At 57.6% G+C, this 22,435-nt stretch carries 17 protein-coding genes; all 17 read left to right on the top strand.

Annotated elements, in window-relative coordinates:
• The first annotated feature begins 224 nt into the window (after window positions 1-224).
• Window positions 225-1,910 carry a response regulator gene (locus tag ABID47_RS19160; RefSeq protein ID WP_354499703.1) on the top strand — a complete coding sequence of 562 codons (1,686 nt, stop codon included), beginning with the start codon at window positions 225-227 and terminating at the stop codon, window positions 1,908-1,910.
• Window positions 1,907-3,703, top strand: coding sequence for a sensor histidine kinase (locus tag ABID47_RS19165; RefSeq protein ID WP_145949186.1), 1,797 nt, complete (start codon window positions 1,907-1,909; stop codon window positions 3,701-3,703). Before ABID47_RS19160 ends, ABID47_RS19165 begins: the two co-directional genes overlap by 4 nt.
• 95 nt (window positions 3,704-3,798) lie before the next feature.
• Entirely contained in the window at window positions 3,799-5,214 is a 1,416-nt protein-coding gene (locus tag ABID47_RS19170; protein ID WP_326103671.1) for an ABC transporter substrate-binding protein, read from the top strand.
• A 16-nt stretch (window positions 5,215-5,230) separates the two neighbouring features.
• Window positions 5,231-6,178, top strand: coding sequence for a carbohydrate ABC transporter permease (locus tag ABID47_RS19175; RefSeq protein WP_435530645.1), 948 nt, complete (start codon window positions 5,231-5,233; stop codon window positions 6,176-6,178).
• Window positions 6,175-7,005, top strand: a complete 831-nt coding sequence (locus ABID47_RS19180) for a carbohydrate ABC transporter permease (RefSeq protein WP_145161680.1) — start codon at window positions 6,175-6,177, stop codon at window positions 7,003-7,005. Before ABID47_RS19175 ends, ABID47_RS19180 begins: the two co-directional genes overlap by 4 nt.
• A 37-nt stretch (window positions 7,006-7,042) precedes the next feature.
• Window positions 7,043-8,875, top strand: a complete 1,833-nt coding sequence (locus ABID47_RS19185; RefSeq protein WP_354499133.1) for a glycoside hydrolase family 127 protein — start codon at window positions 7,043-7,045, stop codon at window positions 8,873-8,875.
• 355 nt (window positions 8,876-9,230) lie between these two features.
• On the top strand, window positions 9,231-9,854 hold the full coding sequence (locus tag ABID47_RS19190) for a flavin reductase family protein (RefSeq protein WP_354499134.1): 624 nt from the start codon (window positions 9,231-9,233) through the stop codon (window positions 9,852-9,854).
• Window positions 9,855-10,202: 348 nt separating this feature from the next.
• Window positions 10,203-11,561, top strand: coding sequence for an FAD-dependent oxidoreductase (locus tag ABID47_RS19195; RefSeq protein ID WP_251677920.1), 1,359 nt, complete (start codon window positions 10,203-10,205; stop codon window positions 11,559-11,561).
• Window positions 11,562-11,640: 79 nt separating this feature from the next.
• Entirely contained in the window at window positions 11,641-12,933 is a 1,293-nt protein-coding gene (locus ABID47_RS19200; RefSeq protein WP_251677922.1) for a citrate transporter, read from the top strand.
• Window positions 12,934-13,023: 90 nt separating this feature from the next.
• On the top strand, window positions 13,024-15,171 hold the full coding sequence (locus ABID47_RS19205) for a hydantoinase/oxoprolinase family protein (RefSeq protein ID WP_354499136.1): 2,148 nt from the start codon (window positions 13,024-13,026) through the stop codon (window positions 15,169-15,171).
• Window positions 15,172-15,230: 59 nt separating this feature from the next.
• Window positions 15,231-16,022: a hypothetical protein gene (locus tag ABID47_RS19210; protein ID WP_354499138.1), complete on the top strand. Its 792-nt coding sequence runs from the start codon at window positions 15,231-15,233 to the stop codon at window positions 16,020-16,022.
• A gap of 101 nt (window positions 16,023-16,123) precedes the next feature.
• Window positions 16,124-16,984, top strand: coding sequence for a MurR/RpiR family transcriptional regulator (locus tag ABID47_RS19215; RefSeq protein ID WP_076172985.1), 861 nt, complete (start codon window positions 16,124-16,126; stop codon window positions 16,982-16,984).
• Between the two features lie 222 nt (window positions 16,985-17,206).
• On the top strand, window positions 17,207-18,232 hold the full coding sequence (locus tag ABID47_RS19220; protein ID WP_354499140.1) for a Gfo/Idh/MocA family protein: 1,026 nt from the start codon (window positions 17,207-17,209) through the stop codon (window positions 18,230-18,232).
• Window positions 18,233-18,251: 19 nt separating this feature from the next.
• Window positions 18,252-19,190 carry a Gfo/Idh/MocA family protein gene (locus tag ABID47_RS19225; protein WP_354499142.1) on the top strand — a complete coding sequence of 313 codons (939 nt, stop codon included), beginning with the start codon at window positions 18,252-18,254 and terminating at the stop codon, window positions 19,188-19,190.
• 214 nt (window positions 19,191-19,404) lie between these two features.
• Window positions 19,405-20,295, top strand: a complete 891-nt coding sequence (locus ABID47_RS19230) for a sugar phosphate isomerase/epimerase family protein (RefSeq protein ID WP_354499144.1) — start codon at window positions 19,405-19,407, stop codon at window positions 20,293-20,295.
• A gap of 38 nt (window positions 20,296-20,333) precedes the next feature.
• Entirely contained in the window at window positions 20,334-21,107 is a 774-nt protein-coding gene (locus tag ABID47_RS19235) for a glucosamine-6-phosphate deaminase (protein ID WP_145161663.1), read from the top strand.
• 19 nt (window positions 21,108-21,126) lie between these two features.
• Entirely contained in the window at window positions 21,127-22,383 is a 1,257-nt protein-coding gene (gene nagA / locus ABID47_RS19240; protein ID WP_354499146.1) for an N-acetylglucosamine-6-phosphate deacetylase, read from the top strand.
• Window positions 22,384-22,435 lie beyond the last annotated feature (52 nt).

The raw sequence follows: 22,435 nt of genomic DNA on the forward strand, positions 1-22,435 counted from the left end.
GGACAGGATCCCTCCTGCCGGGTTGTTTTTTTAAGAGATCAGAAAGCATAAGATTCGGAGCCTCCGCTTCCGGATCTCACAAGAAAAACTTCCTTTAAACGTGGTCTGTCTTCTTTGAAGGTACGTCGATAGACGTTTTTTATATACCTACCTCTTCTCTCATCTGATACGATGTTGTTGAATTTAATGCTATGAATATTCTGGGGGTGAACCGCTTGAAATTCATGATTGTAGACGATGAGCCGCGGCACCGCCGGGGCATGGCCGGGATGCTGCTGGCGAGCCGGCCCGGCTGCGAAGTGTTTACGGCCGGGGACGGAGCCAAGGCGCTTGAAATGGCCGGCATCGACCGGCCCGAGGTTATATTTACGGATATCCGGATGCCGCAAATGGACGGGCTTACGTTCCTGCGGCGGGCGAACGAAGCCTTGCCTTACAGACCGCGGATCGTGATGCTGTCCGCGTACAACCTTTTCGAATACGCCCAGGAGGCATTGCGGCAGGGGGCTTTTGATTATTTGTTAAAGCCGGTTGATGTCGACAAGCTGGAGGAGGTGCTGGAGCGGCTGGAACACATCTACCGTGAAGAACGCGAGGCACGGGCTCGAACCATAGCACTGGAGCAGCAGATGACGGCGGCTTCATTGGCGCATCAAGGGCGCTTGATGCAGCAGTGGCTGTCCGGCAGCCTGAGCTTGGAGGAGGAACAGAGCTGGCTTTCGGCCGGAATCGTGGATGGCCTTGGAGTGGTCATCGTTTCTGAGCTGGAGCCGGCCAGCGGGGATGGGAGCGGCTCTACCACGGAACATTCGGATCGCGGGATGTCATCTGGGTTCCACGCCCCATCACCTGACACTTACACCGAACCCCGCTCCACCTCTCTGACGACGAATAGGCTGCACCGAGCGCTGGAGCGCGCCTGCTCTGCCTTCGGCAAGGCCTTGACGATCGCCTGGGATGGGGTGGATTGGACGCGGCCGAGGTGGGTCACGATCCTCCAAACGGGTACAAGCTTTGGTGAAAAGCGGGAAGACATCCACAGGGGGCTTATGAGCCTACAGGCAGAACTCACCGCTGTGGGGTATTCCGGCCGATGGGTACATGCGATCGGAGAAGAATGCGTTGATCTAGCGGAGGGGGGCCCTCAGTCTTATCGGACGGCTCTGGCTGCGCTGCCATATCTGTTTTACGACCAGCATGGGGCCATCTTGTTTCATGGCGGGCTTCTGCCGGTACAACCGGCTTTAATGTGCTCTGCCGCAGAACTGCTGGATCTCCTGAATGCCGGCGATACGGAAGGTGCAAAGGAATTGTGCCGTACAGCCGTGACCGCTATGTCGGCTGACGGCATGGCCGAACCGCAGTCCGTCAAGGACCAAACCTGCCTGCTCTTGCTGAAGCTGGCGGACAGCAAATCAGGGTGGGGGATGAACCCGCTGACGGAAGAAGCCGTGCGGCAGATCCGCACCTGCCGGCGGTTTGCGGAGCTGCTGGAGATTTTGGATTCGGTGCTCGAGCAAATGGGCGTCACGCTGAAGGAGCAGAAAAAAAGCAAACGCGAGCTCGTGATCGACAGCTGCCTGGAACTGATGCGCGAGCGGTACATGGAGGATTTATCGCTGGAATCGGTGGCGGAATCGTTCCGCTTCAACCCGTCTTATTTCAGCACCTTGTTTAAAGAGGCGACAGGCCGTTCTTTCTCGGATGTTCTCATTGAGATCCGGATGCGCAAAGCCGAAGAACTGCTGCGGGACGGCAGCGGATTAAAGGTGTACGAGATTGCCGAAAGGTGCGGCTTCCGCGATACGAAATACTTTTCCCGGAGCTTCAAAAAGCATGTTGGCGTTACGCCGGAGGCGTACCGTCATTGGGCCGGGCAGCAAAAGTCAGGGGAGGGGAGGTCCAGATGAAATTCCGCTCCAGGCTTCTGGCCAGCTATGTCGTTCTCATTGCGCTGCCCCTGCTGCTCCTGAGCTTCATCTACTACCGGAACAGCTTGAGCTCGATGCGGGATCAGGCGCAAAACAACGTGCTCGAAATCGTCAAGAAGAGCAATGAAGTGATGGATACGAAGCTGAGGAAGGTAGACCAGGGCAGCTTGGCCTTGTTCGTCGACCGGGACCTTTTTCGGATCTTCAACCAGCTGGATCCTTCCGTCCCGTCGGAGCTGCTGAATGCGGACAGGCAGGTGTCCGCCATTCTGAGCAAGTATTTTACGCAAAATGAGGATGTGTACACGTACCAGCTGTGGACCTCCTATTACAGTTTCGGTTCACAGCGGAATCTTCCGCAGGGGGATCCGACCCGCACAGCGCTGTATCAGGAGGCGGAGAGGGCACATGGCAAAATGGTCTGGTACCCGACCTACGATTTCGTCCAAATGTTCGATCAACCCTGGCTGCAAAACAGCGATATCGAATACCGGTATATGTTCTCCGCCACCCGCCTGATGGAATTTTCCTATGTCGATAATTCCACGATTGCCAGGCTGCGGCCGAACGTGGAGCGGCCGGTACTGACGATTGGCTTTAAAGCGGACTTTTTCAACTCCCAATTCGAGCAGAGCATTCCGACAGGATCGAGCTATTTGGTGATTGATCCGGATAACAAGGTCGTGGCCAGCTCGAACGCCTCTCAGGTAACCCGAGTATTCAATGAACAATGGGTGAACGCCATTCGAAAGGCTGGAAGCGGAACGCAGCGATTGGTCCTGGACGGCCAAAAGACGATCCTTTGCTTCGACCGGTCTGCCGTAACCGGCTGGCTCTCGGTGGTCTTGATTCCGGAATCCACGCTCGTCCGCGGCTTTATTCCGACCATCCGCACGTCGACGATCCTGCTGGCCGCGCTCCTGGCATTGATTGCATACTTGTTCGCTTATTTTATCGTCCGCAAAATGACTGGCCCGATCCGGCAGCTCTTCACCGCCATGCGCTCGGTCGGCGAAGGGGACTTTCAGACCCGGGTAGAGGTCAAAACCCATGACGAGTTCGGGGTGCTGCTGCAGCGGTTCAACCGGATGAATTCGCGCATCGAAACGCTGGTGAAGGAAAATTACGAAATCCGGATCAAAGAGAAAGAGGCGGAAATCATGGCGCTCAATATGCAGATGAACCCGCATTTTCTTTACAATACGCTCAACATCATGAACTGGATGGCCATCGAATCGGGACAGAGGGAGCTGAACCGGATGCTCGTCCGCCTGTCCAATATGCTGCATTACACCTCACGCAAGGACTGGGGAGCCGTAACGGTTGCCGAGGAGCTCGAGTGGATGAAGGACTATTTTTACATTATGGAGGCTCGCTTTGAATCGAAGTTCACGGTTCATTTTGGCATCGCTCCCGAGCTGCTGGACACCCCGGTGCCGAGACTGCTGTTCCAGCCGTTCGTCGAAAATGCCATTCTCCACGGCTTCGAGCAAATGGAGGAAGGGGGACGCATCGAAGTTACCGGAGAGATCAAGGGCGGGACTCGCGTGCTGGTTGTTTCGGATAACGGGCGCGGCATGAGCCGGGAAACGATTCAGCGGATTTTGTATGCAGAGTCCGCCTCGATCGGCATCAAAAACACGATTTCCCGCATTCGTCTTGCGTATGGGGACGAGTACGGCATCGATATCGAATCCGCTGTAGGCCAGGGAACACGCGTGATCATCACACTGCCCCACTTTTCTAATCAAAGTCCACCATTCCAAAAATAATCCGGTTTTGAAAGCGCTGCCTAAAATCTATAATCAAAGGCAACATAGGCTGCAGCTATGAAATCATTCGTAAAGCAGGAGAGGGGTTAAAGTTCATGATGAAAAAACACCGAAAGCCGCTGACGGCAGCGATTGCATTTCTGCTCACGGCAGGATTGCTGCTGAGCGCCTGCACCCGGTCGGAGGAAAGCGGCGGGCCTGCAGCCGGAAGCGCGGACAAGGGGGGAACCCAGGCGGCGGCCGGCGAGCAGATCAAGCTCCGGCTCACCTTATGGGGAGCGCCTAATGAAATTGCCGTAAACAAAAAGGTCATCGCCCGGTTCGAAGCAGAGCATCCCAACGTGAAGGTCGAATTGCAGCAGATTCCTACCGATTACGACACCAAGCTGACGACCATGGTTGCCGGCAACGATGAACCGGACGTGGCGATGATGGAATCGGCGACGATCGCCTTTCCGCTTGCGGAACAGGGTAAATTCCTGAATCTTCAGGAATTTCTGGACAAGGACCCCGAAATTAAGGCCGATTCCCTGGTTCCGAATATCACCTATTCCTCGGAGCCCGGCAATATCATCGGTATAGCCCCCGGCCCGGAATCGTTTACGCTTTTTTATAACGAAGATGCCTTCAAGGAGGCTGGGTTGACGCCGCCGCCTTCCAAGGTAACGGAAGCGTGGACCTGGGAACAGTTCGTGGACACCGCCAAGAAGCTGACCTTGGACAATAAAGGACGGAATGCGGACGATCCGAATTTTGATCCGAAAAACATTAAGCAATACGGAGTGAACCCCGGCAACTGGTGGGGAGCGTACAGCAGCTTTATTTTTTCAAACGGCGGCGACTTTGTCTCCCCGGACGGCAAGACGTTTGCTTTGAACCAGCCGGAAGCCGTCGAGGCGCTGCAGAATATCGCCGATCTGATCAATAAGTACCACGTTGCTCCGTCGCCGCTGCAGGCCAAGAACATTCCGGCAACCAATGTGGCTCTGCAGACGAGAAAAGTGGCGATGGTGATCGACGGACAATGGAATACCAGCACGCTTGCGGAATCGAAGGTTCACTTTAACGTCGGGGTTCTTCCTGTCATGAAAAAGCCGGCGACCACGGTAGTTTGCGCGATGTTTTCCATCTTTAAATCGACCAAGCATCCCCAAGAGTCCTGGGAGCTGCTCAAGGCGCTTATTGACCCAGACGCGTCAATCGAGATGCTGACTTACGGCACATGGATGCCTTCACTGAAGGACTGGTATACGGATGATGCCTTGCTGTCGAAATGGGCGGTGAATCAGCCTTCCCGGCCATCAGGCTACAAAGATGCGGTTATTGACGTCGTGCTCAATCATAGCCATGCTACGCCTACCGGTTACGTTAAGAACTTCAACAAGATCATGGATATCGTCAATCCTGCCATGGATAACGTATGGCTGGGCAAGACAACGGCCAAAGAGGCCATGGACAGCATCGCGGCCAAAGCTCAGGCACAGGTGCAGGGACGGCGAGACGTAAAATAGGGGGCTTAAAGTACACATGCAGACAAACATTCCGATGAACGCTCCGGTTCCTGTGCGCCGCAAGGCGGGCGTACGGGAACGCAAAGCTCTTTTCTACGGGCTGCTGTTTACGGCTCCGGCGGTACTCGGGTTTATTCTGTTTACCGCCGGTCCCATGATCGCGAGCTTTGTGCTGAGCTTGACCGATTACAACGTATTCAAGGAGTCGGTGTCCTTTATCGGCTTCGACAATTATACCCGGCTCTTCTCCGGCCAGGACGAGAGCTTCTACCGCTCGCTTGGCGTCACGTTTTATTTCGTCGTGCTGCGGGTGCCGGCCTGTATCATCATTTCCTTCATTATCGCCCTGCTGCTGAACATGAACATTAAGGCACGCGCCTTGTTTCGGACGATCATTTATCTGCCGAGCATCGTGCCGGCGGTGGCCTCGGCGATGATTTGGATGTGGCTGCTCAACCCGGACCTGGGGCTGATCAACATGATGCTGAAATGGCTTCATCTGCCGACGAGCGACTGGATTTTTTCTGAAAAGAGCGTTATCCCCTCCATCGTGCTGACGACGCTGTGGGGCATCGGAGGGACCGTCATCATTTTTCTGGCGGGCTTGTCCGGCATTCCCAAGCAGTACTACGAGGCGGTTGACGTGGACGGAGGCGGGTGGTACCACAAGCTGCGTCATATTACGATACCGATGGTGACGCCGACGATCTTTTTCAACGCGGTGATGACCATCATCAGCTCCTTCCAGGTGTTTAACGAGGCGTATATTTTGACCCAGGGGGGACCGAACGACAAGAGTTTGTTCTTCGTGTTCTACCTGTGGCGGACCGCGTTCCGGGATACGGAAATGGGTTATGCCTCGGCGCTGGCCTGGGTGCTGTTCGTGATCATTCTGGCGTTTACGTTCCTCGTGTTCCGATCGTCGAAATCCTGGGTTCATTACGAAGGAGGCGGTCCGTCATGAGGGAATCCAGACTGAAGCTGGGCGCGGGCTATGTGGCGCTTGGAGTGATCTCACTGCTGTTTATCATCCCGTTTATTTGGCTGGTCCGAAGCTCGCTGATGGATTTATCGCAAATCTTCGTGATGCCACCGGAATGGATTCCGCATCCCTTCCACTGGGACAATTATAAAAGGGCGCTTACGTCCCTCCCGTTTGGCACGTACTTCGTCAATACGCTGGTCATTGTGGCGAGCGTGCTGATCGGAACGGTGCTGACGAGCACGATCTCGGCGTTCGGGTTTTCCCGGATCCGCTGGAAAGGGCGGGATGCCGTGTTCGCCGTCCTTCTGTCGAGTATGATGCTGCCGGGAGCGGTGACGCTTATCCCGAGCTTTCTCGGCTGGAAGGAGCTCGGATTCTACGATACGTATTATCCGCTCATCGTGCCTTCCTTTTTTGGAGGCGGGATCTTCAACATCTTTTTGCTGCGGCAATTCTATATGTCGATTCCGAAGGACTTTGACGAAGCGGCCGTCGTCGACGGGGCGGGTTACTTTCAAATCTATTGGCGCATCATCCTGCCGCTCAGCCGCTCCGCAGTGATCGTCGTCGCTTTGTTCACCTTCCTGGGCACCTGGAACGACTTTATGGGACCGCTCATTTACTTGAAGAGCGACAGCCGCTTCACGCTGGCGCTTGGCCTGCAGATGTTCCAGGGCAGCTACTCGGCCCAGTGGGATTTGCTCATGGCAGCCTCTGCGGTGGTCATCCTCCCGTGCGTGGTGATTTTTTTGCTGGGACAGCGTTATTTTCTGGAAGGAATTACCCTGACGGGGTTGAAAGGATAAGCATCGCAAGATATTGCATGAAGGGAGAGGGTGCAGGATGACAACGACTCATTCGCAGCAGGGCTGGCAGGGCGTGCCTTTTACTCAAGTGAAGATCCAGGATGAACTGTGGAAGCAGAGGCTGGAGGTATGCAAGCAGGTGACGCTCCGGACCTGCCTGGACAAATGCGAATCGACCGGGCGAATCAGCAATTTCGCCAAAGCGGCCGGCCTCATGGGAGGGGAATTTGAGGGGATTTATTTTAACGATTCCGATGTGTACAAGGTGCTTGAAGGCGCGGCATATCTGCTGATGGCGGACCGGGACCCCGAGCTGGAGGCGGAGATCGACCGGATCATCGGCTTGATCGCAGCGGCGCAGGAGCCGGACGGATACCTGACGACGTATTACACGCTTGAAGCCCCGGACCAGAAGTGGACGGATATGGAAAAGCACGAAATGTATAACGGCGGCCACCTGATCGAAGCGGCGGTTGCGTACCACGCGGCTACCGGAAAGCGAACGCTGCTGGACGTAGCCTGCAAGCTGGCTGACCATTACGACAGCCTGTTTGGGCCGGGCAAGCGGCACTGGGTGGAAGGCCATGAGGAGATTGAGCTGGCGCTGATCAAGCTGTATCACGCGACCGGTGAGGAGCGTTATTGGAAGCTCGCCCTGTGGCTGCTCGAGGAGCGGGGGCACAGGCATGGCCATGGTGCAATATGGGACCGCGAGGAGTGGGGACCGGCGTACTGCCAGGACGATGTGCCTGTCCGCGACATCGAGAAGGTGACCGGGCACGCCGTCCGTGCGATGTATTTGTACACCGCCATGGCGGACGTGGTGCTGGCCTCCGGAGACCGGACCTACGAAGACGCCCTGCGCAAAGTGTGGGCGCACACGGTCGAGCGGAACATGTACATTACCGGAGGCATCGGGCCGTCCCGGCATAATGAAGGGTTCACGCACGACTATGACCTCCCGAACGAGAGCGCTTACTGCGAAACCTGCGCCTCGATCGCGATGGTGTTCTGGAACCACCGGATGAGCCTGCTGTTTGGCGAGGCGAAGTACGCCGACGTCGTGGAACGCGCTATGTACAACGGGGCTTTGGCGGGGATTTCACTGTCCGGCGACCGTTTTTTCTACGTCAATCCGCTGGCGTCACAGGGCGATCATCACCGGACCGAATGGTTCGACACGTCCTGCTGCCCGACGAATTTGGTGCGGTTTCTGCCTTCGATCGGCGGATACAATTATGCCGTGAACGGGGAAGGCCCCGTCATGCTGCAGTTCGTCGCCGGTACGGCTGACCTGACGCTGAAGGACGGCAGCCGGGTTTTGATGAAGACCGTAACCAGCTATCCTTGGGACGGGCATGTTCATGTCGAGGTGGAGCCGGCCCGGGAGTCCGAATTCGCGGTGCGGCTGCGCCTGCCGGGATGGTGCCGCGGGGCGAAGCTGTCCATTAACGGGGAGAACGTGGCTCCTGCGGATTGGACCATAGACCGGGGATTCCTCGTGCTCAGCCGCCGCTGGCAGCCGGGCGACACGATAGACTACGTGATGGAGATGCCGGTTCAGCAGGTGCACGCGCGGCCGGAGGTCGAGGCCGACCGGTGCCGTGTCGCGGTTCAGCGCGGGCCGCTGGTGTACTGCCTGGAGCAGGCGGATAACCCGACGCTCGCTTATGACGAGTTTGCGGTCCGGCCGGGCATTTCCTTTGGCCTGGAGCCGCGGGACGAGCTGGGCGGCATCGTTGCGCTCACCGGGTTCGACGGGCAGCGGGCGTACCGCTTCGTTCCGTACCATTTGTGGGACAACCGGGAGCCGGGATTTATGCAGGTCTGGCTGAAGGAAGAGGAAGACGGACGGCTGTATTCGGTGTAGGGTAAAGCGTGTGTATAAGGGCGGTCCGGTGAGCGCAGGTTCACTAGGTGGCGCATGTCAAAGGTTCGACACCATATGCCGGGAGCCAGATAGGATCCGCTTTGCTGTAGCTTTATATGATAGATGGAGGCACCGGGAGAGATCCCGGTGCTTTTTGGCTTACGGCTTCAGATAGAACCTGAGCACCTGCGCCTGTTTGTGCGGTTTTGTTATCTTGCGCTTATACTTGGGAAGCCTTCCAAGCCCTCGCCGGCGGCAGTATACTTAAGCCGAGATATTTCTTGAGGTGGCTGCAGCCCTGCAGGATATCCCTTGGTCAACGATTTTTTACAATTGAATAGGGGGAAGTAAGAGGATGCTTACAACGATTGAATCTAATATTCTCTACTTTGGTACGCCTGTAGTTCTGATCAGCACTTTGAATGAGGACGGTTCGGCCAATTTAGCCCCGATGTCTTCCGCCTGGTGGCTGAATCAGTCCTGCATGCTCGGCATGAGCGGCAAATCGAAGACGGTCCAAAACATCAAGCGTGAGCGCGAGTGCGTGCTGAATCTGCCGTCGGCCGATCTGGTCAGTCAAGTGGATCGTCTGGCGCTGACGACAGGGGCGAGCCCCGTCCCTGATCACAAGGCGGAGATGGGCTACCGGTATGAGCCCGATAAATTCGGTCTTTCCGGGTTTACGCAAATCCCGTCGGACCTGGTAAAAGCGCCGCGGGCCGGGGAGTGCCCGGTTCAATTGGAGGCGGAACTGGTGCAGATCCACTCCTTTGAGGAGCCAAGCTCCATCGCTGCGATGGAGATGAAGATCAAGCGGATCCACATCGACGAGGAGCTGCTGATGGGGGAGAAAAACTACATCAACCCCGAGCGGTGGAATCCGCTGATCATGAGCTTTTGCGAGTTTTTCGGCCTCGGCCGCAAGCTGCACCCGTCGAGACTGGCGGAGCCGTTTATGGCGAAAAACTATGAGAAGTAATCTATAAAACAAACAGCGTTAGCAGGTCTGTTGAAGGGAGCATCGGATGGAAATCCGGTGCTTTTTTGTTTCGGGTGTGCCTTGAAGGGCGGTAATTTGTGGGCAGATCACTTTCCTCTGCCCACTTTCCCGTTCCAATAATGTCTGCAAACTCCTCCACCCATTCCCACTCCAAACTCATTGTTATATGCCGTGTAACCGCACAATAGAACCGTCGGAAAATAATTTACTAAAAATCCGGATAAATAGAAAAATATTTTCTTAAAAGCGTTTACATAAACTGAAGGTTTTGATAGTCTATGAATCAAGAAGCAATCATACATCATTTACCGGAGGAGTGAGGACGAATTGGAGAACAAGCTGAAGTATGATGTGGTGGTTATGGGCGGCGGTATTTCCGGCTCGATGGCTGCGGTGGCGGCCGCAAGCTCGGGGGCCAAGACGCTGATCGTGGAGTCCCACGGGTTTCTCGGCGGTACGCTGACGGCGAACGGCGTCGGGCCGATGATGACCTTCCATGCGGGGGATAAGCTGGCGATCCGTGGCTTCACCGACCAGCTGATTGAACGGCTGAAGCGGCAGGGGAAGTCGCCGGGGCATATTTTTGACACGGTCGGCTTTACGTATTCGGTAACCCCGTTCGATGCCGAGGCGATGAAGCATGAACTGGAGCTGATGGTGACCGAGAGCGGCGGGGAGATTTTGTACCACACGATGCTCGCCGGCGTGAAGGCGGAAAACGGGCGCATCGTCAGCATCAAGGTGTGTAACAAGTCGGGCTTGACCGACATCGAGGCATCCGTGTTTATCGACGGGACCGGGGACGGGGACCTATCCGTAGGCGCCGGGGCGGAGTTCACGAAGGGCCGGGAGTCCGACGGGGCAATGCAGCCAATGACGCTGAAAATGAAAATGTACAACGTGAACATCCCCAAAGTGAAGGAGTACATCCATGCGCATCCGGAGGATTTTCCGCTATACAACGGCGACACCTCCATCATCGAGAAGGCGCCGCGCCTGTCGGTCGGCGGCTTTGACAGCTTGTTCCGGAAGGCGAAGGAGCGCGGCGAAATTTCGATCCAGCGCGAGAACGTGCTGTTCTTCGAAACGAACAATCCGGGCGAAGTCATTCTGAATACGACCCGGATTCTGGGCCACGATCCGACCGATGCGTTCAGTCTCAGCCTTGCCGAGATGGAAGGACGGAAGCAGTGCCGCGAGCTGGAGCTGTTTGTCCGCAAATACATTCCGGGCTTCGAGAACGCAGTCGTGGAGTCCACCGGTCCGAACATCGGGGTGCGCAGCTCCCGCCAGATCAAAGGGGTGTACACGCTGACCGCCGAGGACCTGCTGGAACAGAAGCTTTTTGATGATACCATTGCCCATTCCGGTTATCCGATCGACATTCACAGCCCGGACGGGGAAGGGACGAAGCATCAGAAGCTGGAGTGGGGCGGCATGTACAGCATTCCGTACTCCTGCATGATCACGAATTCCGTGAAAAACCTGATCGTCATCGGCCGCTGCATCTCGGCGACGTTTGAAGCGCAGGCGGCCATGCGAACGACCCCGACGACGGGGGCGATCGGCCATGCGGGGGGCGTGGCTGCGGCGTACGCGGCCAAACATGGCGTTAACGTGCAGGATGTGGACATCAAAGCGGTGCAGGCACAGCTCAAAGCGCAAGGAGCCCATTTGGAAATATAGGCCATGAATCATTAAGCATGTGAAGTAAACATGTGAATGAACCACGTGAAGGAATCTCATGACGAGAGGGGTAACCAAAGTGACTGGTGTAATGTGGGTGCAAGCGATCGGTATTTTGATTGTGTTTTTGGTGTTCGTCGGGCTGATGATGACGCGCAAAATCCCGGCAATTCTGGCGCTTCCGCTGATGGCGATCCTGTTTGCGATCATCGCCGGGGTACCATGGAACTCGAATAATCCCGATACGACAAGCATTGCCAAAACGATCCTGGCGTCGGGCTCGATGCGGCTGTCCGGGGCGATTGCCGGCCTCGTGTTCGGCGCCTGGTTCGGGCAAATCCTGAACAAGGTCGGTATTACCAAATCGATTATCCGCAAAGCCGCCGAGCTGGCCGGAGATAAGCCGATGCTGATCGCGATTCTGTTTTTCGTGACCGCGTCCATTATTTTCTCCGCCGCAGGCGGGCTGGGCATGGTGATCCTGGTCGGTACGATCGTCATTCCGATCATGCTGACCGCCGGCATTTCGCAGTTCGTTGCGTCGATCGTTGTGCTGTCAGCGGTCGGGGTGGGTGCGCTTTTCAATGTATCCAACTGGGCCGTGTATGTTGATGTGCTCGGGCTCTCGGTCGACCAAATCGCCGACTACACGATGGTGGCTGCGCTGCCGCTGATCGTGCTGTCCCTGGCCATGATCGTGTTCTATATCCGCAAGGACGGCAAGGGCCGCAGAGCGTGGGCGATGCCCGCAGCTACCGGCGGTGACGGCAAGAAAGTGCCGACCTATGCGCTGATCAGCCCGCTGGTGCCGGTTATTCTGGTGTTCGCTTTTAAAATCGATATCGTTCCCGCCGTCATCATCGGCGCGCTCGTCACGATCCTGCTGGCCTGGCCGAAGCGCCCGATCCACGTGCTCTCCAGCGCGCTGATCGAGGGCATTCAGGACGTCGCCGGCGCCATGGCGCTCATGATCGGCATCGGCATCCTGCTCAATTCGGTTATGGCGCCGCAGGTTTCGGCGCTGATTTCCCCGCTCATTGAGGCGGTGCTTCCTGGCAATCCGATCATGTACATTCTCTTCTTCACCATCCTGTCGCCGCTGGCGATTTACCGCGGTCCGCTCAACGTATGGGGTCTTGGCAGCGGCATCGCCGCCCTGTTCGTGACGGCAGGCATGACGCCGGTCGCCGCCATGCTGGCGCTACGCGTGGTCAGCAACGTGCAGGCCGTGTCCGACCCGACGAACTCGCATAACGTATGGGTTTCGGATTTTACGAAGACCGATATCAACGAAATCTTGAAGAAGACACTGCCTTGGATGATGGTTGCTGTCCTGATCTCGATGATCATCGGCGCATTCATGGTGTTTTGATAAAGACAGCTTTTACGGATGATTCCGGACGGGGAATGGACTGCGCGGCTTGATGCGGGCCTTCCCCTGTCCTGACTTCAGGAGGGTAACATGGAGAGAAAAAAAGTAAGGGTAGGCATCGACGTCGGCGGAACGTTTACAGACGCGGCCGTCATCGACAACGAAACGTTTGAAGTCATCGGCAAAATGAAAATCCCGACGACGCACCATGATGAGGACGGTGTGGCAAAGGGGATTGTGCAGATTTTGAACCGGATTCTGGAGAGCCAGGGCATTCTCCCGGAGGATGTCACGTTTATCGCCCATGGGACAACCCAGGCGACCAACGCCCTGCTCGAAGGGGATGTGGCCAGAGTCGGCATCATCGGTATGGGTACGGGGCTCGACGGCATGAGTGCAAGGTCCGAGTCCAATCCGGGGGATATTGAGCTGGCGCCAGGCAAGTTTTTGAAAACATATCATACGTTCCTCGACTCCAAAAATCTCACGGACGCAGACATTGAAACCGCCATCGACGCCTTGGTGCAGCAGGGGGCCGAAGTCATCGTCGCCTCCGAGGCGTACAGCGTCGACGATCCGACCAATGAGCTGCGGGTCATCGAACTGGCGAACCGCAAGGGCATCTATGCCACCGGCGGCCACGAAATTTCCCAGCTGTACGGGCTGAAGACGCGGACGCGGACGGCGGTCGTCAACGCATCTCTCATTCCAAAAATGATGGAAACGGCCAACATGACCGAGAAGTCCGTCAAAAACGCCAATATCCAGTCCCAGCTGATGATCATGCGCTGCGACGGCGGCGTGATGAGCATCGACGAGGTACGGAAGCGCCCGATCCTGACGATGCTGTCAGGCCTCGCGGCCGGGGTGGCGGGCGCTTTGATGTATGAGAAAATTTCGGACGGCATTTTCTTCGAGGTCGGCGGAACGAGCGTAGACATTTCCGTTATTAAAAACGGCAAGGTCATGATCCAGAACGCCCAGGTCGGCGGCCACCGCACGTACCTGCAGTCGCTGGACGTCCGCACGCTCGGCATTGCCGGCGGCAGCATGATCAAGGTGTCCGGGGGCAAAATTACCGACGTCGGCCCGCGGAGCGCGCACATCGCCGGCAAGGAGTACGAGGCGTTTGCACCGGCGGACGAAATCGTCAGTCCGAAGGTGAAATTCGTCAGCCCCCGGGCAGGCGATCCGGCCGAATACGCCATCTGCGAGTGCGGAAATGGACGGGAGTTCTCGTATACGCTGGCGGGTGCAGCCAACATCCTCGGCTACGTGCCGGAGGGCGACTATGCATATGGTAACAAGGAAGCGGCGGTAAAAGCGTGGGAAGCCCTTGCCGCACATGTTGGTCTGAGCGTGGAGGAAGCCGCGCGCAAGGTGATGGACATTGCGATCGATAAAACGATGAAAACCGTAAATGAAATGATTCAGGATTATGAGCTGGACCGGGCCTTCGTTACGCTCGTTGGCGGCGGTGGCAGCGGGGCGGTGCTGGTGCCGGCGATGGCCAAGCGGGAAGGCTTCAAGAGCCAGATCGCCAGCAACGCGCCTTATGTCTCCACGATCGGGGTGGCGCTGGCCATGGTCAAGGAGCAGCTGGAGCGGACCGTCGTCAATCCGACGGAAGAGGATATCAAGCGGATCCGGGCCGACATCGTGGAGCGGATCGTCCAGTCGGGAGCCAGCGAGGAGACGGTGGAGGTCACGATAGAAATCGACAGCCAGAAGAACATTCTGCGGGCCATCGCGACCGGCTCGACCGAGCTGCGCTCCAAAGACCTTGGCCAGCAGGCGATGCCGCTGGAAGAAATGACGGCGGTCGCGGCCAGCTCGGTCGACCAATCGCCGGAGAACACCCGGCTGGCGGCGCAGAGCGGACGCTGGAGCCTGTTCGAAGCGGAGCAGACGAAGAAATCCCTGTTCGGCCTGATGAAGAAGAAGGTCAACTACGTCGCCGTGCTGGACCGTGAAGGGGTTGTCCGCTTCAAGAAGAGCGGCGTCCAATTTACGAAAGTGACGAAAGCTGCGGCTGATGACCGGCTTAACGAATTTCTGGACGACAATACGATTTACTCTGACGCCAACGCGACGATCCCGAAGGTGTTTGCCTTTTATAAGGAGAAAATGCTGGATCTGACCGGCATGCAGACGAAGGAGCAGCTGCTGTCGATTCTCACGCTTGAAACGGAGATGCTGAAGTCCGAGGACGAAATGATCGTCATTGCGTACCAATAGAACAGCTAAAGAGATGAAGAGATAGATCAAGGTTAGAACACGAAGAGGGGGTGACAGGCATGCCGGAGTTCCAGGAATTCGGTTGGAATGTTCAACATCTTGGACTGACCGATGAAGTGCTCGCCCATGCGGAGCTCACCAAGGACCCGCTGTACCGCAAAATTCCCAAGGACCGCTTCGCCTATTATGTGGACATGTCGCTTCAAAGGGGCAGGGAAGCGGCGCAGGCCTGCCGGGGCATGTCCATCCGCGAGCTGTACCGCAGGGAAGGCCTTCGCTACGATATCACCGACCGCTCCGGTACGTTTCATCAGCTCTCTCTGCGGGCGCAAATCGATTTCAACCAAACGCCGCCGGAGGTAGTCGTTTACGCCGCATCCCTCCGCGGTATGGCGGATGCATACCGGGCGGTCATGAGCTCGGGAGAACAGGCAAATCATTCGGCGGACGCGAAATCAGGCCCAGGCAATGCGCTGCAGCCGTCAGGGCGCACGCCAGGTCCACATTCGGAGCGCCCACCCGCCCCTCAGGACAATGAGCTGGAGCGGCTGGTCGATATCCACCTGGCGCATGAATTTTTTCACTATGTGGAATACCGGGCAGGGCAGTTTACCAACGACATGCTCGAGCCGGTCGAGGTGTTCCGGCTGGGCAGGCGGCTGGTGAAGCGCTCGAGCGTCGTTCAGTGCAGCGAAATCGCTGCCCACGCCTTTTGTAAGGAGATGATGGGCCTGCCTTTCTTGCCGAATGTACTGGATTACGCCTTCCTGATCCAAACCGGTTCTTTAAGCGAAGAGGACTTTTACCGGGAAGTCGAGGCTTGGAAGAGCGGCCATGCGGCGGCGTTGTGACATCGTTTTCTAAATACCTTCCCTTGTATGATATAATGGGGTGTGCTAGCGGGGGTTACCGGATTAGCTATTTTCCCACAGGTAGGTCAGGAGGAGGTCACATGTCTTCACAGGTTCCGGCCGTCATCGCCAAAATCGTATCGCAAACCCAAAAGTTAACCTACGGCGAGAATCAAATCGCCAACTTTGTTATTCATAATCCGGAGTTTATTACCCGCAATACCATCACGGCGATTGCGAATGAGATCGGCGTGTCCGAGACGAGCATTAACCGCTTCTGCAAAAAGGTCGGCTACAAAGGCTTCAACGACTTCAAGATTGCCTTTGCCCAGGACGCGTTCTACCGGGATATGCAGGCGAAGAAGAAGGAAAGACGCGAGATCAATCCCATTGATGCGCTCGCTTTGGATTATAACGAGCTGATCGTGAACACATCCGCGCTCGTGACGGAGGAGCAGCTGAACCAGGTCGTGGATCTGCTGAAGAATGCCCGCCGGATCGTGGTCATCGGATTGTTCGATTCGTTTTTGGCGGCAATGGCGCTCCGCAACCGGCTGGCGATTATCGGCATGATGGCAGAAGCCATCAACGACAGCAGGGAAATGAAGATCGCCGCCTCCCAGTGCGGTCCGGACGATGTGGTCATCGCTTTCTCCCGTTCGGGTTCAACGAGGGAAATTATCGATGCGGTATCCATCGCGCGGGTCAATCAGGCGAAGGTGATCGCGATTACCTGCTACGACGCTTCGCCGATTACGGAGAACGCGGCCGTCGATATTATTGTTCCGGATAAAATATCCGTCAATAACAGCGCCTTTATGTCCAATCATATTACGTTCCTGTTCGTGGTCGATCTGATCATGAGCGTGTTTATTTCCTCGGATAAAAAGTATTTGAAAAAGAAGCTGGACAGCGAGGGCCTGCTGGCCAGCGACCAGTCGATCACGAATTATTTTTTGTAAAAAGAGCGTTTCCTGCCGGAGGGCAGGGGGCGCTTTTTTTGTTGGCTTACGGTCAAGTCCCGGAGAGCGCTGTCATATACATCTTTACGGATTCATCTTCGATCCTGCGGATGACGCCAAAGTTGTGCGCAAAGCCGCAGAATGGGCGATTGGCCGTGGAGACGGGTCCCACTAGAATGGGGTTGTAAACTTACAGGTGGTTCCCACCGGGAGGAGATTGGTATGAGCAAAAAAATGCGTTTTGCCATTATTGGGGCCGGCGTGATCGCCCCTCTGCACGCGAGAGCCATCGTGAGCCATCCGGAAGCGGAGCTGGCGGCGGTCGTAGACGCCGTTCCGGAAAAAGCGGCAAAAATAGCAGAGGAATTCGGAGCGGCCCACGTATATACGGATACCCGGCAAATGCTTCAGGAGTGTGACGTGGACGTCGTCTGCATCTGCGTGCCCAGCGGAGGGCACCGGGATGCAACCGTCGCGGCAGCGGAGGCGGGCAAGCATGTGCTGTGCGAAAAGCCCCTCGGCATTACCAAGGCGGACATGGACGAGATGATCGAAGCCTGCCGAAGCCATGGCGTCAAGCTGGCCACCGTATTCCAGAAACGGACCACGCCGCATGCACTGCTGACCAAAAAGGCCATTAACGAAGGCAAACTTGGTAAATTAGTGCTCGGAGACGCCTACTTGAAGTACTACCGCAGCCCGGAATATTACAAAAGCGCCGGATGGCGAGGAACATGGGCCATTGATGGAGGCGGCGCCCTCATGAATCAGGGGGTGCACGGCATCGACATCATCCGCTGGATGATGGGGGAAGTAGACAGCGTCTTTGCCTACACGGCTCCATTAATTCATGACATCGAGGTGGAGGATACAGCGGTTGCGGTTTTGAAATATAAGAATGGGGCGTTTGGGGTCATCCAGGGAACGACGTCGGTCAATCCCGGCCAGGAGCCGCGTTTTGAAATTCACGGCGAGCACGGGACGATCATTTACGGAGACAGCGGTTTTAAAGTATGGAAAACGGTTGACGGTGATGCAGCTCCGCTTGTGTCGGAAGGCTCCGCCGAAGGTACGGATGACCCGAATGCCATTTCTTCCGACGGGCACTACATTCTGATCGACGACCTGATTCAGGCGGTGTGGGAGGATCGTGAGCCGCTCATTTCGGGAGAGGAAGCGAGGAAATCGGTGGACCTGATCCTGGCCATTTACGAGTCCTCGCGTACGGGCAAGGAAATCAAACTGTAGGAAGAGGCGATGAACGGAAATGAGTACAGAAGAGCTGAAGATCGCAATCATTGGGCTGGACACGTCGCATGCGCCGCTCTTTGCTGAGCTGCTGAACAATCCGGATCACCCGCACCATGTGCGCGGCGGGAAAGTAACAGCCGCCTATCCGGGCGGATCGCCGGATTTTGAACTGAGTATCGGGCGGGTGGACAAATTCACGGCTGAAGTCAGGGACAACAGCGGCGTCCCCATCGTCCAGAGCATCCAGGAGGCAGCCGAAAACGCCGATGCCATCCTGCTGCTCTCCGTGGACGGGCGCGTGCACTTGGAGCAGTTCCGGCAAATCGTTCCTTATGGAAAGCCGGTTTTTATCGACAAGCCGTTTGCCGTCACGACCCGTGACGCCAAGGCGATTTACCGGCTGGCACAGGAGCACGGAATTCCGCTCATGAGCTGCTCCTCCGTCCGCTGGTCGGAAGGCCTGGGCCGGGCGCTGAACTCAGCCGATCAGGGGAACATCATCGGGGTGGATACCTACGGCCCCATGGAGCTGCAGTCCACGCAGGCGGGCTTTTACTGGTACGGCATTCATGCCGCCGATATGCTGTACCGCAGCATGGGCAAAGGGTGTAAAGAGGTCACGGTCACCACGAATACCGACCATGATCTGGCTGTAGGTGTATGGGAGGACGGCAGGGTCGGAACGCTGCGCGGCAACCGGAAGGGCAACCGCCGTTTCGGAGCGTTGATTCACCGTGAGCAGGGGACCGAACATGTCGACGCGTATGCGGACGGCAAGCCGTATTATGCCAGCATGCTGGAGGAAGTGATCCGCATGTTCCAAACGGGCGCCGCTCCGATCGACATGACGGAGACGCTGGAAGTCATTGCGTTTCTGGAGGCCGCCAACGAAAGCCGGGAGACCGGCAGGACGGTGAAACTGGATACGGGCATCAGCCCGGTTGCCAGCTCCTGATTTTGCCGCTTGCTTCTTGCGGCACGGTGAAAGCCATCCAGGTTCGCTCCCGGCTCGGTGTCATAGATACTGCTGCTGCATCCCGACTATGGCGGTTGGACGAAGCGCACCCTGGGAGTCTATAACGGGTGATCTGAAACATGCAAGAAGATGTGCAATGATCTGATTTTGCACAGACGATGAATGAAGGTGATGAAAGGAGGGGAAGGGCGACATGAATGCGGCTTTTCAACTGGGCGTCATTACCGACGAAATCTCCCAGGACATCGCCGATGCGATCCGCATTGCCCACAGATACGGGCTGGCCGCACTGGAGCTGCGCTCTGTGGACGGAGAGCAGCTGTATCGGCTGAGCGATTCGCGCATAGAGGAGATCGGTGCGGCGATCCGGGCAGCTGGCCTGAAGGTCAGCGGCTTATCTGCCCCGGTGTTTAAATGCAACCTCCGGAATGCGGAAGAAGTAGCCGAGCACCGGGGGATTTTGACCCGTTATGCGGAGTTGGCGCAGCGGCTCGGCACCAGGTATGTCCGCGGCTTCAGCTTCTGGGCCGAAGGCCCGCTGGAGGAGGCGTATGGCGACATCGTCCGCGAATTAAAGAACGTAGTGCCGATCCTGGAGCAGCATGGCGTCATTTACTCGCTGGAAGCGGATCCGGCGGTCTACGCCTCCAATGCGGCCAAAGCCGCAGCTCTGATCCGGGCGGTGGATTCGCCTTATGTTCAAGGGTTGTATGACCCGGGTAACGACCTGTGGGACCCGGACCAGGAGGTCCCTTACCCTGACGGCTACGATGCTTTGCGGGGGCGGATCTGCCACATCCATTTGAAGGATGCGGTGAAGCAGGGAGATCATACCGAAGCGGTGGCGATCGGAAAAGGTCAGGTGGATTACGCCGGCCTGCTGCGCCGCCTGGTGCAGGAGGGGTATGACGGCTATTTGGTGGTCGAAACCCACTACAGGCTTCAGTCGAGCCTGACGGAAGAGCAGCTCAAGCGCCCGGCCGGATATGCTTTTTCCGAGGGAGGGGAAGAGGCGACGATCGACTGCCTGAATTCCTTGTTTGAGCTGCTGGAGCAGAGCTCCATTTCAATAAGCAAGCAATAAACAAGAGCGGTTCGTAAATTAATGGAGGAGGAATGATCATGCCCAGTCCCCGTTTGGCGGAGAAAAAGTGGTGGAAGGACCGTCTTCAGGTCCGGCAGTACGCGTCGAGAGACGAGATGGGAAGAGCGGCGGCAGCCGATGTCTCCCAAGCAATGAAGGCGATCCTGGCGGACCGGGGCAGCCTGCGGATCGTGTTTGCCGCGGCTCCGTCGCAGAACGAGCTGCTGGACTACCTCGCAGCGGATAAAGATATCGAGTGGGGCCGGGTGACCGCGTTTCACATGGACGAATATATCGGACTGGACGAAGATGCTCCCCAGCGGTTCAGCACTTTTCTGGATACCCGGCTGTTCTCCCGCGTCCGCCCGGGAACCGTCCACTTGATCGACGGCTCCGCCGATCCCGCCGCGGAGTGCGAACGGTATGCGGCACTGCTGCAGGAGGCCCCGATCGATATCGTCTGCCTCGGCATCGGGGAGAACGGCCATTTAGCTTTTAACGATCCGCCGGTGGCCGATTTCAACGACCCGAAGACGGTAAAAATCGTCGAGCTCGACGACATGTGCCGGGAACAGCAGGTTCGGGACGGCTGCTTTGACCGGTTCCGGGAGGTGCCCGAAACCGCGATGACGCTGACGATCCCTACGCTGCTATCCGGCGGCCGCCTGTTCTGCATCGTGCCGGGCCCGACGAAGCGCAGCGCGGTGACGCAGACGCTGGAGGGACCGATTACGACCGCCTGCCCGGCCTCCATTTTGCGGGAGCACCCGAACTGTACGTTATACCTGGACCGGGATTCGTATGGAGTCTGACCGCCGCAAGATGGAACCCATGGCAGCAGGCGGCCGTGACGCCCTGACCCGGCTGGAGGGCATTCATGTCTTGACCGGGGAGCATATCCGGCTCACCCTGGCAGGCGGGGTAATTGCCGGGTACGAGGTGCTCGGGACGCCGGAGGAGGCGGAGATCCGGCAGGCTGCCGGGGCACAGGCGGGCGGGCAGGAGCTGCCCCTCATCGGACCGGGACTGGTGGACCTGCAGCTTAACGGGTACGCAGGGCTTGACCTCAACACCCATCCGCTGCAGGCGGATACCGTCCGGCAGTTAAACGAGAGGCTGTGGGCGGAAGGCGTCACCTCGTATTTGCCTACGCTGATTACGAACAGCGATGAAGCGCTGCGCAGCGGACTCGGCACGATTGCCGAAGTGTGCGAGACGGACTCCAATCATAATATGGCGGGAATTCACCTGGAGGGGCCGTTTATCTCCCCGGAGGACGGGCCGAGAGGCGCCCATGACGCCCAGTACGTCAGGGCGCCGGACTGGGAACTGTTCCAGTCCTGGCAGGAGGCTGCCGGAGGGCGGATCCGAATCGTCACGGTATCGCCGGAGTGGCCGGAGGCCGTGGATTTTATCGAGCGGTGCACGGGCAGCGGCGTGCTGGTCTCGATCGGCCACACCGCGGCCAACTCGGCCCAGATCCAGGCGGCCGTTCAAGCCGGAGCGCGCATGTCCACGCATCTGGGCAACGGGGCCCACCCGGTGCTGCCCCGCCACCCGAATTACATATGGGATCAGCTGGCGGAGGAGCACTTGTGGGCGAGCGTGATTGCGGACGGCTTTCACCTGCCGGACACTTTTCTCCGCGTCGCCGCCAAGGTGAAGGGCGAGCGGCTGATCCTGGTCAGCGATGCCGTCAGCTTCGGCGGGATGCCGCCCGGCACGTACGATACGCATATCGGCGGCCGCGTCACGCTGACGCCGGCAGGGCGGCTGCACCTGGCCGGGCAGCCCGCGCTGCTTGCGGGCTCGGCGCTGCCCATGACCGCCGGCATCGCGCACCTCGCGGAGCGGGGCATCGCCAGCCTTGGCGAGGCATGGGCGATGGCCTCGGTGCGGCCCGCGGGCCTGCTCGGCCTGCCCGCGGCCCAGGGCCTGGCGCCCGGCGCGCCCGCGGACGTGGCGCTCTTCACGAAGGATGCGGCGGGCATCCGCATCCTTCGCACCTACAAGCGCGGGCAGCTGAAGTACGACGCCTGCGATGTGAGCGCTGACCGCGATCCGCACGATACCGGCTTTACCCGGTAACACCTGCACGGTGCAAGCTTTCCATCGCCACACGATAACACCAGCACCACAT

The organism is Paenibacillus favisporus (assembly GCF_040545415.1).
Lineage (GTDB): Bacteria > Bacillota > Bacilli > Paenibacillales > Paenibacillaceae > Paenibacillus_AQ > Paenibacillus_AQ favisporus.

Excerpts from the sequence above, each read along its gene's own strand:
- nagA (WP_354499146.1), top strand. The coding sequence starts at position 21,127 with ATGGCAGCAGGCGGCCGTGACGCCCTGACCCGGCTGGAGGGCATTCAT.
- ABID47_RS19175 (WP_435530645.1), top strand. The coding sequence starts at position 5,231 with ATGCAGACAAACATTCCGATGAACGCTCCGGTTCCTGTGCGCCGCAAG.
- ABID47_RS19205 (WP_354499136.1), top strand. The coding sequence starts at position 13,024 with ATGGAGAGAAAAAAAGTAAGGGTAGGCATCGACGTCGGCGGAACGTTT.
- ABID47_RS19225 (WP_354499142.1), top strand. The coding sequence starts at position 18,252 with ATGAGTACAGAAGAGCTGAAGATCGCAATCATTGGGCTGGACACGTCG.
- ABID47_RS19165 (WP_145949186.1), top strand. The coding sequence starts at position 1,907 with ATGAAATTCCGCTCCAGGCTTCTGGCCAGCTATGTCGTTCTCATTGCG.
- ABID47_RS19220 (WP_354499140.1), top strand. The coding sequence starts at position 17,207 with ATGAGCAAAAAAATGCGTTTTGCCATTATTGGGGCCGGCGTGATCGCC.
- ABID47_RS19210 (WP_354499138.1), top strand. The coding sequence starts at position 15,231 with ATGCCGGAGTTCCAGGAATTCGGTTGGAATGTTCAACATCTTGGACTG.
- ABID47_RS19230 (WP_354499144.1), top strand. The coding sequence starts at position 19,405 with ATGAATGCGGCTTTTCAACTGGGCGTCATTACCGACGAAATCTCCCAG.
- ABID47_RS19160 (WP_354499703.1), top strand. The coding sequence starts at position 225 with ATGATTGTAGACGATGAGCCGCGGCACCGCCGGGGCATGGCCGGGATG.
- ABID47_RS19170 (WP_326103671.1), top strand. The coding sequence starts at position 3,799 with ATGATGAAAAAACACCGAAAGCCGCTGACGGCAGCGATTGCATTTCTG.
- ABID47_RS19180 (WP_145161680.1), top strand. The coding sequence starts at position 6,175 with ATGAGGGAATCCAGACTGAAGCTGGGCGCGGGCTATGTGGCGCTTGGA.
- ABID47_RS19235 (WP_145161663.1), top strand. The coding sequence starts at position 20,334 with ATGCCCAGTCCCCGTTTGGCGGAGAAAAAGTGGTGGAAGGACCGTCTT.
- ABID47_RS19215 (WP_076172985.1), top strand. The coding sequence starts at position 16,124 with ATGTCTTCACAGGTTCCGGCCGTCATCGCCAAAATCGTATCGCAAACC.
- ABID47_RS19190 (WP_354499134.1), top strand. The coding sequence starts at position 9,231 with ATGCTTACAACGATTGAATCTAATATTCTCTACTTTGGTACGCCTGTA.
- ABID47_RS19185 (WP_354499133.1), top strand. The coding sequence starts at position 7,043 with ATGACAACGACTCATTCGCAGCAGGGCTGGCAGGGCGTGCCTTTTACT.